The sequence below is a fragment of the Edaphobacter aggregans DSM 19364 genome, from assembly GCF_000745965.1.
GTDB lineage: Bacteria > Acidobacteriota > Terriglobia > Terriglobales > Acidobacteriaceae > Edaphobacter > Edaphobacter aggregans.
In genome coordinates this window covers 97,364-109,502 of sequence record NZ_JQKI01000005.1, presented here as the reverse complement: position 1 = coordinate 109,502, position 12,139 = coordinate 97,364, and the positions used below count along the sequence as shown (strand labels likewise).

General features: G+C 58.6%; 7 protein-coding genes. 4 read left to right on the top strand and 3 right to left on the bottom strand.

Annotation, left to right across the window (positions count from 1 at the left end; translation table 11 throughout):
• Positions 1–2: 2 nt before the first annotated feature.
• Positions 3–437, bottom strand: a complete 435-nt coding sequence (locus Q363_RS35690; RefSeq protein ID WP_169746927.1) for a DUF2314 domain-containing protein — start codon at positions 435–437, stop codon at positions 3–5.
• Positions 438–1,244: 807 nt separating this feature from the next.
• On the opposite strand from Q363_RS35690, the gene Q363_RS04380 reads away from it, so the two are divergent.
• Positions 1,245–3,098 (top strand): patatin-like phospholipase family protein, encoded by a 1,854-nt coding sequence (locus Q363_RS04380; protein ID WP_035348125.1) that lies wholly within the window; start codon positions 1,245–1,247, stop codon positions 3,096–3,098.
• 745 nt (positions 3,099–3,843) lie between these two features.
• Here Q363_RS04380 and Q363_RS04370 read toward each other — a convergent pair.
• Positions 3,844–4,392, bottom strand: a complete 549-nt coding sequence (locus tag Q363_RS04370; protein ID WP_035348122.1) for a PEP-CTERM sorting domain-containing protein — start codon at positions 4,390–4,392, stop codon at positions 3,844–3,846.
• Between the two features lie 121 nt (positions 4,393–4,513).
• On the opposite strand from Q363_RS04370, the gene Q363_RS04365 reads away from it, so the two are divergent.
• Positions 4,514–5,161 carry a hypothetical protein gene (locus tag Q363_RS04365; RefSeq protein WP_035348121.1) on the top strand — a complete coding sequence of 216 codons (648 nt, stop codon included), beginning with the start codon at positions 4,514–4,516 and terminating at the stop codon, positions 5,159–5,161.
• Between the two features lie 310 nt (positions 5,162–5,471).
• On the opposite strand, the gene Q363_RS04360 is transcribed toward Q363_RS04365, so the two are convergent.
• Positions 5,472–6,707 carry an alpha-amylase family glycosyl hydrolase gene (locus Q363_RS04360; RefSeq protein WP_035348119.1) on the bottom strand — a complete coding sequence of 412 codons (1,236 nt, stop codon included), beginning with the start codon at positions 6,705–6,707 and terminating at the stop codon, positions 5,472–5,474.
• 429 nt (positions 6,708–7,136) lie between these two features.
• Here Q363_RS04360 and Q363_RS04355 point away from each other — a divergent pair, with 429 nt between their 5' ends.
• Both Q363_RS04355 and Q363_RS04350 read left to right on the top strand, forming a co-directional pair.
• Positions 7,137–10,403 (top strand): TonB-dependent receptor, encoded by a 3,267-nt coding sequence (locus tag Q363_RS04355; RefSeq protein WP_035348117.1) that lies wholly within the window; start codon positions 7,137–7,139, stop codon positions 10,401–10,403.
• A gap of 117 nt (positions 10,404–10,520) precedes the next feature.
• Positions 10,521–12,062: a M20/M25/M40 family metallo-hydrolase gene (locus tag Q363_RS04350; RefSeq protein ID WP_035348115.1), complete on the top strand. Its 1,542-nt coding sequence runs from the start codon at positions 10,521–10,523 to the stop codon at positions 12,060–12,062.
• Positions 12,063–12,139 lie beyond the last annotated feature (77 nt).

Genomic DNA, 12,139 nt, shown 5'->3' with positions numbered 1-12,139 from the left:
CTTTAGTTTGAGCGAGAAGAAGCGCGTAATACCCTGGTGGTGAACCCTCCCACGAGACAGCCATCTTCGTAGTACATCCAATCGCTCACCATGGCAGGATCGAACGGAACTCTTTGCATGTATTCGAGCGAAGAGATCCTTGGCTCATTTGCCACGACGCCTGTAGGAGGTGTCGAGACTAAATCCAAATCAGCCAACCAGATATGCTCTCTCTGCTCTCCTTTCTCAAAAGCCACCTTCAAAAGAAAACTCCGCTGATTCTCCTTGGGAGCAAAAAAGGCATCCAGGAATTGTCTTAGAGAACCGCGAGCCGTGTTGATGGCTGCAAGCATCTCTTCGTCATCGCTGTGAACGCTTCCGAAGTTTTCATCATTGCCACTTATCACGATGGATGCTCCTGTCACCCCATTATGATCTGCAGCGAACCGATCACCCACCCCAATCCGCCTAGCCAAAATGCCCGCCCGCACAGGCCACTCCCCAACAAATCCTCCCACATGCCCCATAGATGCTATGGCGAATCCCCTCAACGGCTGCTCTTCTCCTCCTATGAAGCCGCCACCGGATGTTGAGCGTCAGCGTTCGATCGCTCCTCTGAGGATCTTCTTCGCCCAGGATCCATCAGAAAAGCATGCAGAGGGTCACGGCAAAAGGGGAACCACCCCTGACGACACCACACCGAGAGTCGTCGAGGGAGAGCGACGCCGGCTTGCCTCCGGTTGCGTTCTGATCACACTCAAGACCGCAGAAAAATCTCCCGCGTTCTCACTCAGCAAAGGGAAGTAGGCCGGGTGCCCCATACATGACGCTGCCTCATCGCGGCATGCGCGGGAGCGCGAACCGCCTTCCCCAACCCTATGCACAATCTGTCATCCTGAGCGAAGCGCAGCGAAGTCGAAGGACCTGCATTCTGCTCGAAGCGCCGCAGAATCCAAAACCACACCCACAAAAGCGAAGGGCGGCAACCCTTTCAGGTCACCGCCCTCGTCTTCCGATTTTTCGAAGATCCGGTTCGGCACCGAATCCAAGCGCCTTGTCATCTCGGACTAACCCGGTACTTGCGAACCGAAGCCCGCCTGTGAGCTGGGGCCTGATGTACCGCCTGGAAATTCGGATGATAATGGTTGACCGTGAGTGACTGGGAGGGAATTACCGAATAAGCGTGGAAGTTGGATACACGCCCTCGACTCACATTCCGACAAGCATTTCGCCGAGCTTTGGCTACCTCATTCAAGGAGAACGAGATGGATAACAGGGGCGAAAAACCAGTTTCTCCAACAGCTGAGCGACTTCAGATAGAGCTTCGTCGGCTCGAATGGGCAAAGGAACTCAACGAGGACACGCTGACGGCGATCACGAATGCCGCTGATTGGATCGCGTTTCACGCCGGAGAGGTGGTCATTGAGGCCGAATCAGAGATTACTCACGTGTACTTCCTCATCACGGGCCGGATGCAGGCAACGCTCTACGATTTTCTGGGCAAAGAGATGCAGCAGGATACTTTTGCTCGAGGGGCTGTCATCGGCTTATTTTCCCTCGGTTTATCGGATCGCTCTCACTTGCAAGTCCAGGCTACTGAACCTTCGACAGCGATACGACTGACACTATCGAACCTGCTTCAGTTGACAGCCAAGCATGCAGACTTTCAACTCGCTATGTTTCGATTGGCAGCCAGCGTATTCAAACGATTCGTGATGGTAGAACGTTCGCTTCCGAAGCCAGCCGTCGTCGGTGTTGTGCATCACACGGAGGCGAGCCGTCCGCTCGTTGGTCGATTGGCACGTCGCCTTCGAGACCTGGGCGAGTCTCCATGTATTCTCGGCGACGACGAGCAATGGAAGCCCGACGAAGACATCCCCTTTAAGGGGCTTGTTGGAGATGTCGAGGAGCGACAAGACCTTATCAAGGAATGGGCCTCGCATAGGCGACTTCTGTTTGATATTCGTGCGGATCATTCAGAAGAGGTAATGAAGCGGTTTATGAGTTACGTCGACGTCGTGCTCTGGTGTGTTCGGCCGCAGGATGCGCGTGCAGCGACACATCTGCTCCAAGAGCTGGTGAAGAGCGTACCCAGATGGCGAGAGAAGCTCCGGGTTGTGTGGCTTCTCGACAGCAACACCTCAATGGCTCCCTATGTACCGGAGTTGTATGAACTCGCCGAACGAGACTTCAAGCTTTCATTCGACGCTCCTGGAGCAAATCAAGGCAGTTTGCTGCAGCACGGATTCGAGCGCATCGTTCATCATTTGCGAGGCGTCCAGATCGGTTTAGCACTGGGAGGCGGCGCAGCTCGCGGTATGGCTCATCTTGGAGTGCTCAAAGCGCTTGAGCAGCATGGCATCTATGTCGACATGCTGGCGGGTACGAGTGCTGGGGCGATGACCGGCACCATCTACGCGGCTGGCTTAGATCCCGAGTATGCTACTCAGGTCTTCAAGACCGATTTGATGCCTTCGTGGTTGTTTCGACAGCTGCCCGGCGGCGGCTACTGGTATTTGCTCTTCAAGTACAGACGAAATCAGTTCGAGTCCATGCTGCGGAGATACATAGGGCGAGCCAGGATGGAGCAATTGAATCTTCCGATGTTTACGGTTGCCGTCGACCTCTTCGAAGGAGAACCAGTGGTGCGCGAGGTTGGCGACGCGACGATGAGTATCCTGGAAAGCATCAATCTCCCTCCCCTTTCGCTTCCTATCTTTCAATCAGACCGAGCGCTGGTGGACGGCGGGTTGCTCAACAATATTCCTGCCGACGTGCTGGTAGCCAAGGGATGCAACTTTGTTATCGCATCGAGCGTGACGGCAAAGCTAGAGAGAGACTTTCTAGGAATGCGCTTCCGCAGGGATTCGCGCAGCAACCGTTTCTTCTCGACAATTCAAGTGATTATGCGACAGAACATGATTCAAGGCTTCAACATGAACTCTGTTGGGGTGCAGCCCGCAGATTTTGTGGTCGCGCCCGACGTGACGTCCTTTGATATATCGGAATTTACTCGGGCTGATGAAATGGCACTTATTGGGGAAGCGGCAACCAATGCAACCATTGCCAAGCTGCGCAAGATGCTCAGCAAGCTTGATTCCCAGCTCTTCGAGAGTTAATGAATGAGACCCACGTCAACGTCCGCTGCTCTAAGCAAGCTCTCCTTGTCTTCCAGCCCGGACGCGACCGCTAGTTCGGCGTATTCATGACCAATCAGCGCACCGTGGCATCGAGGACAAGAAGATAGCAATTCATCGAGCAATTGCCGTTGCGTTGCGCTTATTTCAGCAGCAGACACCGGTCTCTTTTCCGTTCTAAGCCAATCGAACATTGTTTCTTGATTGTACGAATCATCTTCCTGCGCACAGACCGCACCCACCCAACGCCACATAAAAAAGCGAAGGGCGATCTCTCTTGCGAGAAACCGCCCTCACTTTTCCGATTCTTCGAAGATCCGGCTCGGAACCGGATCGTAGCGTCGTCATCTCGGATTGACCGGTATCTGCGAACCGAAGTTCCGCGTCTCCCGAACCATTCCGTTACAACACTCGCTGCGAAAGCTCTCTCGGCTCTATCACCTGTGTCCGGCTGGCCGTCCACCTGGTTGAATCCTCTTCCGGCTCCTCAAACCTTCCTTGCGGTTAGTTTTGATTCCCCTTCCGAGTCCTCGTCGATAGCGCCTTGTTCGCTCTCTCCTTCTGGAGGATCGCTCCTCCGGTGAAAGGAATACTACTCCCGAATGCGCGCGGCGCAAGAGTTTTATGCCTGTGGAAATACAAAGCTCCTGTGGATACGGTGGAAAACCAAATCATCCATACCAGGCCAGCGCTCACGCCAGAGAGGCTAACTATTCATACAGTGTCACTAAGAACGCCACCGCCGTCGCAGCATGCCAGCCGTGCCCACTAATCCCGTCGCCAGCATCGCAAGCGTCGAAGGCTCCGGCGTCTCGCCCACCACGTCGTACCACGCAAAGCTGTCGGCGCTCCTATAGTGGCCCGGCTCAAACTCCGGCGGCGAAAGCTGATGCCAGTCAAAGGACAGATCAGCGTCGTACACATGAAACCCATTAGGCAGCGAGATGCCGTCCCACCAGAACGTTACCGTCCCCACCCCCGCCGACTGCGAGAGCACAACGCCGTTCTTCGTCGAGGTCATCGTGTACGGGACGTTCTGATACATCATGTCTTCGAACATCAGGAACTGCGGAGTGCCGTCGATCCACACAGAGTCCGGAGACCGCCCCTGTACCAGCGAAAACGTCCCGCTCTGGTACGTAAAGGTCGTGGGATCGTTCAGATTGTCATACAGCAGGTGCGTCACCGTGAAGTCCCACACGATCGGATCGGCATGCGCCACAGCCGGCAGTAACAAAGAACATACCGCAAGTACTCGGGCGATCGTCTTCCACATAACGCCTCCTTGCTCGCCTCAACATCTCTAATCCGCACCTTTACCTAGATACTCGTAGACGGTAACTTGGATGCCTCCCTCTGCTACGCTTATCTCCGAATCCCACCCACGAGGTCCCACGGTGATCGACGTCCATCCCCCTCACTCCGCGATCCATGGCATCCGCGACTTCCTCATTCACCTCCTCACCATCACCGTCGGCCTCCTCATCGCACTCGGCCTCGAAGGTTGCGTCGAACGTGCCCATCACCGCCACCTCGTCCACGAGGCCGAAATCAGCCTCCACACCGAGATCGAGGACAACTCCAAAGCCATCTCTTCGGCCCTCGCCGAGGTGCAAAAGCAGCAGGAGACTATCAGGCACGACGTCGAGGTCCTCCGCTACATCGCTGCGAATCACAAGGCCCCCGCCGATGCCGCGATGGAGATCACCTTCCGTGTCCACGGGCTCGATGACGTCGCATGGGAGACAGCCCAGGCAACAAGTGCGGTCTCCTACATGTCCTACGCCACCGTGCAGGAGTACGCGGATATCTACTCCTCTCAGGACAAGTTCACCGCTGCCGAGCTCCAGGCCGTCCGCGACGCCTCCGTAAGTGTTGGGCCATTTATCGGCAGCAAGAAAAGTGATCCCGACCCCGCCGCCGGGGAAGCGGACGAGATTCGCCACAGGCTCGAGACCCTTGCCGGGCAACTCTTCTACATGCAATCACTGCTCGAATCCCTTCAGTCGCAATACGCCAAATTTCTCTCGCACCACCCCGCCTGAGGCTCGCCCTCCGACGATGCGTGAATGGAGATGTCAAGCCCCTGCCGCTCGGCTAAAACAATGTAAACCGAACAATCGGGGATATTTAGAACCCGAAAATAAACCACGAAAAAGCGCCGATTAATTACCCTCGACTCGCTAAAATAGAACTAAAGATCAAAAAATGGCCGGGATGTTATCCCGGCCCTATCTCTTTTCGAATCAAGATTTTGACCCATAAGCCGCATGGAATCAATATCTTGCCCTGCTGAAATCGCACAACTTACACAAAACAGGTAGTTTGCAAAACAGTGTGGGGAGGGGGTGGGGGTCAGTAGCGTAGCTCCCCGATAAATACGGAGTAGGGCGCCAGCGTCATCCCATCCAGATGCATCGCGCCCATCCCGCTGTCCGAGCGCGCCAGTGTCCGCAAAAAGCTGCCCTTCAGCCGAAGCCGCTGCATGTCCGCCTTCAGCAAGATCGTAACTGGCTGCGCCGAAAGATTCTCGATCACCACGATCGCCGGCGAACTCAGCGAAACGCTCTGCGGGCGCCGAACCCACGCCAGAACATTCTGGTCATCGTGGTTCAGCACCATGATCGCGCCTGAGCTCATCGTGCGATTGCTGTGCGTCATCGCACTCAGCTGCCGATACCAATTAAGCAGCGAAGCCGGACTCGCATCGCCCGCTGCAACGCTCATCGCCGCAGGCTGCTCGCCCTTCTTCGCCGGCTGCTCGAACGAGACAATGTTTGTCCCGTCAGTCAGCCCAAGCTCCTGGCCGAAGTAAATCAGCGAAGCCGCACGCGTCGTCATCAGCATCGCCGCGACCATCTTCGCAACATCCGCGTCGTGCGCACCATCCGCGTAACGCGTCATGCTCCGCGTCATGCCCGCACCATCCGAGAGCAGCAGCGGAACGCTGCGACCTTCATCTGCAATCTGCTGCGCCGCCTCAAGCGCAGGACGAATCGACGAAGCCGCAAGCTTCTCCTGCGTTCCCGCTCGCGGATCGGCAATCATCTGCGCCGAGCCAACAGCATCCACATCGCCAATCACCACGCGCTGGCCGGCAAAGCTGCTCTCGCTCTTCCTCAGCTCTGCGATCTGCGCCGTCGTCGCGCCCGCAACGCGAAAGCCAGCAACGCCATGCGCAAGCCACAGCCGAGCCCGATCCTGCAAGTCGTTCGCATGAGCGTTCAGTTCCACCAGCACGCGGATGTTGTTCTGGCTCGCGCGCCGCACGATCTCATCCAGATCGTCCATCGTCCCCAACTCGGGATCGATCGCGTTCTGCGCATCGCCGCCCAGCGAGCTCAGCAATAAAGCATCAACGCCCAGCGAATGAATGTAGTCCAGGTGCTCTGCCAGCCCATGCAGCCCGCCGAACCCGCGCGGATCGGCCTGATAGACCACACCATGCTTCCACCAAGAGGTCGCGCTCATCCCCGAGCCAACCCAGCCCGGACGAGCCAGCGTCTGCGCCTGCGCGCCAGATGCGCAGAGCAGAACAAGCAAGGAAATCGTACTGCGAAGCCGGAAAAACCGCCGGAACAAGATCGACATAAGGAGCGAACGTCTCCTTCCGATCCTAACCCGAGCGACCGCCGCAAGGAACCACCTGAACAATCCTTCCGCGAACCAGCAAAGGAGCGCCTTCCACGACAGATCTAGCCGCAAAGGACCAGTTCACCCGAGCGCCTGGCCGAGCGATCCTTGTCTGCACCGGAAAAAGAACAGGGACGAATTTAGTTTCTTATCTGGATCATCCGCCGGTTTTCTGTAGCGAACAGCATGAACCGACCTTGTCACCGCTGATTTTTACAGGTAGGTTAATAAACATCCGAACGAACAAACGACGCGAAATGCCAGTACATCCACGACGATGTCGGAAGTAGTCCCTCAAGCCTAGCGGACACGCGTCTATAGCCACGACTCATCGCGCAGTCGCATACCCTCGTTTTCCCAGTTAAACGTGTAAGGAGAGCTCTATCTATGAAGCGCTTTTCGAGGCATACCTATCTCTATCTCCTGGTGCTGATGTCTGCATTGACACTGCACCTTGCCGCCCAGACCTATCGCGGTGGAATTGCAGGCTCTGTGCAGGATTCCAGCGGAGCAGCAGTCGCCGGCGCTCATATTGTGTTGACCGGAACCGATACCGGCTTCAAGCGCGAGATGGTCTCAACCAACTCCGGTGATTACAGCTTTCAGGATCTTCCGCTGGGCAACTATACGGTCGAAGTGACCGCACCCGGTTTTTCGACAAGCAAGGTGGAGCATATTGCAGTGCGTCCAGGTCAGGTGTATGCGCTGGACGTGAAGCTCGGCGTGGCCTCGAGTGTAGAGACAGTGCAGGTGAGCGCAGACGCCGTGGCGCTGGACACGGTCTCGTCGACGACCAACTCCGTCGTCAACGACAAGGCCGTTGCGAACATCCCTCTGAACGGCCGCGACTTTACCCAACTGGTCAAGATCGTTCCCGGCTATAACGGAGCAGGATCGCTCAACGGAACGCGCACCAACCAGAACAACTGGCAGATCGACGGCGCGGACAACAACGACATCTGGCAGAACAACACAGCGGCCAATCAGGGCGGCGTAGGATCGATCGCCGGCGTAACCATCCCGATCGACGCCATCGACCAGTTCACCGTCCAGTCGCAGGGCAACGCCGAGGCGGGACGCAACGCAGGCGGCCTGATCTCGCTCGCCATCAAGACAGGCACGAACAAATTGCACGGCTCGGCATACTACTTCAACCGCAACGAGTTCTTCGCGGCGCGCTCGCCCTTCCTGATCGCCTCGCAGCGCAAGCCGAAGCTGCGCAACCAGCAGTTCGGCGGAAGCGTAGGCGGTCCCATCATCAAGGACAAGCTGTTCTTCTTCGTCAACTACGAGCGGCAGAAGTACCTCATCCAGAACTCGGCAGCGGCGACCGAGCCGACGCAGGCCTATGTGCAGGCAGGTACCGCATTGCTGGCAAAGCACGGCATCTCCGTCAATCCGTTGTCGCTGAGCGTACTTTCGCTCTGGCCGCAGGGCAACAAGCCTTCGGGTCCGGCAGCTCCGAACAACTACAACGACGGCCGTCCGCAGACTGGCTACAGCGACAACGCGATCGGCAACATCACCTACAACCTGACCTCGCGCCAGTCGTTGCGCCTGCAGGCGTTTGTTGGAACCGGCCGTCAGTTTGCGGCAATAGGCACAAACATCTACGACTACTACCAGGTGGCTCCGGACATCACGCAGAACTTCTCGCTGACGCACAACTGGGCGATGACGGACCACATTTCCAACCAGGTGATCGCTGCGGTGGGCGTCTTCAACCAGACATTCAACGACGTGAACCACAGCCAGAACATTCCTGCACTGGGACTGAACACGGGCGTAACGAATCCTTCGCTCTTCGGCGCGCCGACGATCAGCATCAGCGGTCTTGATACCGTCGGTCAAACGCAGCCGCTGGGACGCAAAGACTACACCGGCCACATCACCGATGTTGCTACGTGGGTGAGCGGCAAGCACCAGTACCGCTTCGGCGGAGAGTTCCGCCGGAACTACATGGACCTGCAGTACCAGCGCAACGTCCGCGGCGCCTTCACCTTCAACGGTACGGCGACGGGCAACGCGGCAATTCAGGCGCTGCTGCCGAAAGGTGCAACCGCCTACAACACGGACACCACAGTAACGGCCGATATCCGGTCCATGGCCGACTATCTTGCCGGCTACGTGGCGTCATCGAGCTTTACGCAGGGCTATCTTCGCCGCAACATCTACCAGAACACGTTTGCCTTGTTCGTGCAGGACCAGTATCAGGTGCTGCCGAACCTGACGCTGAACTACGGCCTGCGCTACGAGTACAACGCGCCGTTCTCGTCGGACGGAACGCTCTCGGTCTATCGTCCGGGCGCTGCGGGTGCAGATGGCTACGGTCTGGTCGCGGTGGGATCGTCTGCTGCCGAGAGCCCGTATCCCGGACAACACACGAACTTCTCGCCTCGCTTCGGCTTCTCTTACACACCGACTGAGAAGCTGGTGGTTCGCGCAGCATATGGACTGTACTATGACGCGCCCAACTTCAACGGCTTCTTCGACAACCGTCCGGGCAACAACGGCGCTGTGGGTCTTCAGGGCAACAACTTCGGTTCGAGTCCTGTGCGCAACGTAGGCCCGACGTTCTACCAGTGGCAGACGAACGTGCCTGTCTTCAACGTGACCCCCAGCCCCACCACAATCTTCGGTCTGGCGACGATCAGCCCGAACTTCCGTACGGCGTATACCCAGAACTACAACGCGAACCTGGAGTACCAGGTGAGCCATAACACCATCGCTACGGTCTCATACGTTGGCGCGGTGGGTCGGCGCCTGTTCAACCTGAGCGACATCAATGAGGCCCGGCCGGGCGCCAGCAACTCTGCGGCCTCCGAGGTCACGCGGCGACCGATCTACACCAGCAAGGCGGTGGCGAACTATGCCACCATCGGAGCCGTGAACGAGATTCAGAGCGAGGGTTCCTCGAACTATAACTCGCTTCAGGCCAGCATCCGCACGAGTGCGTTCCACGGCTTGACGGCGCAGGGTTCGTACACCTACGGCCATGCGCTGGACGTCATCTCGAGCACGCGCGGCCTGGCTCCGCAGGACTCGGCGAATCTGGCTGGCGAATACGGCAGCGCGGACTTCGACGTTCGCCACACCTTCAACGGCTACGTCGTGTACGAGGCTCCGCAGATCGGCCACCGCTGGCCTTTGCTGACGAAGGGCTGGCAGGGGAATACGTTCATGACCGTCTTTACGGGAACGCCGTTCTCGCTGAAGACGGGATCGGACGTGAGCGGCACGGGTGAAAACCAGGATCGCGTGAACCAGTCCGGGACGTATGCTTCGAGCAACCGGTCGTTCCAGACGCTGAAGGCTGGCAGCGCGCCGATTGTTCAGTGGTTCAACGTCGCATCGTTCACCGCACCGGCGGCGGGCAACTTCGGCACGACGCGGCGTAACGCCTTCCGAGGACCTGGATTCGCGACAGTGGACGCATCGCTGGTCAAGAACACGCAGATCCATGAGGGAGTGTCACTGCAGCTGCGCGCGGAGATGTTCAATATCTTCAATCGCACAAACCTGGCCAATCCAACGACCTCGCTTTCGTCGTCGTCCTTCGGACAGGTTGCGACGACCCGCAACAACGGCGGCGCTCCTGGCATCGGGCCCGGCGAGCCGTTCAACGTGCAGTTTGCCGGCAAGATCATCTTCTAACGGCGATGATCTCCAAACGATAACTACTCCGGGGCAGGCTGAGAGCGCGAACCGTTCTCGGCCTGTTCTTTGCGACAATCATCTTCGAATCAAGTCAAGGAAAGAGGAGAGTCTGGAATGAAGCGTTTTGTTTCGTTTGTAACGGGAGCTGCGCTGATGACCGCGCAGATGGGAATTGCTCAGATGGGAGCGCCGGGCGAGCGGACTCCGGCGATGTCCGCGCAGCCTGGACTGCTGGCCGCGAAGTACAAGGCCGACGCCGACCGGATCATCGCCACAGCGATGGCCGACAACGACGGCTACACAGCATTGACCTACCTCACCGACCACATCGGCAAGCGGCTAAGCGGAACGCCGCAGCTCAACACGGCCGTCGAGTGGGGAGCGGAACTGATGAAGAAGGCCGGCCTCCAGAACGTGCAGATTCAGCCGGTCATGGTGCCTCACTGGGGCCGAGGCAACGAGTCAGCGACGATCACCTACAAGGGCGAGGCGGGAACGATCGTGAAGCCGCTGCACATGCTCGGCCTCGGCATGAGCGTCTGCACGCCGAAGGGCGGCATCACAGCGCCGGCGGTCTTCGTGCACGACTTCGCGGAGTTGGATAAGCTCCCGGACGCCGACGTTAAGGGCAAGATCGTCGTCTTCAATCCCGGCTGGCACGGCTACGGCGTGGGTTCGATGTACCGCACCGGCGGGCCGTCGCGTGCTGCGGCGAAGGGAGCGGCCGCGGTACTGGTTCGTTCGGCGACCGGCCTCGCGCTGCAGATTCCGCACACCGGAACGCTCCGCTATGACGAGAAGCAGCCCAAGGTTCCGGCTGCGGCCATCAGCGTCGAAGATGCCCTGCTGATCGAGCGTCTCGCCAAGGAAGGACCGGTCACCGTGCACCTCGAGATGGACGCGCACATGGAGCCTGACGTGAAGGCCGGCAATGTGATCGGTGAGATCGTCGGCTCGGAGCATCCGGAGCAGGTCGTGGTGCTCGGCGGCCACATCGATTCCTGGGATGTGGGCCAGGGTGCGCAGGACGACGGCTCGGGCATCATGGCGACGTTTGAGGCTGTCTCGCTGATCCACAAGCTGGGCCTCAAGCCGAAGCGCACCATCCGTGTCGTCTTCTGGGTGAATGAAGAGAACGGCGGCGCGGGCGGTCGTGCGTACCGGCAGTGGATCGGCGACAAGATCGGCGATCAGGTCGCTGCCATCGAGATGGACGGTGGCGCGGAGAAGCCGCTCGGCATCGGCTACGGCGGATTCGGCGGCGGACGTCGTCCTCAACCGCCTGCGCCGGGAGCGGCCGCCGCAGCGCCCGCTCGTCCGGGCTTTGATGAGAACGCGCTGTCGGCCGAGGAGAAGCAGTCCTTTGCCTGTCTACGCGACATCGTCTCACTGCTGGGCTCGATCGGCACCGACACAGTCTCGCCCGGCGGCGGAGGCTCCGACATTAGCCCCATCGTTGCGGACGGCGTTCCCAGCCTGAGCCCCCACACAGTCGGCGAGCACTACTTCGACTGGCACCACACCGAGGCGGACACGCTGGACAAGGTAGACGAGGACTCATTCAAGAAGAACACTGCGATGCTCTCGGTCGTGGCCTACGTGCTCGCGGACATGGATGGAAGGCTCGCGGGCCGCAAGGGCAGCTTTCGCGAGTAGCTGACTCACGCACGCCCCCGGCGGCTGTCCTTATGGGCAGCCGCTTTTTCATGTGCAGGAAAACTCAATGTTCGACC

Coding starts and splice junctions, on each gene's coding strand:
- Q363_RS04360 (WP_035348119.1), bottom strand. CDS start 6,707: ATGTCGATCTTGTTCCGGCGGTTTTTCCGGCTTCGCAGTACGATTTCC.
- Q363_RS04380 (WP_035348125.1), top strand. CDS start 1,245: ATGGATAACAGGGGCGAAAAACCAGTTTCTCCAACAGCTGAGCGACTT.
- Q363_RS04370 (WP_035348122.1), bottom strand. CDS start 4,392: ATGTGGAAGACGATCGCCCGAGTACTTGCGGTATGTTCTTTGTTACTG.
- Q363_RS04355 (WP_035348117.1), top strand. CDS start 7,137: ATGAAGCGCTTTTCGAGGCATACCTATCTCTATCTCCTGGTGCTGATG.
- Q363_RS04350 (WP_035348115.1), top strand. CDS start 10,521: ATGAAGCGTTTTGTTTCGTTTGTAACGGGAGCTGCGCTGATGACCGCG.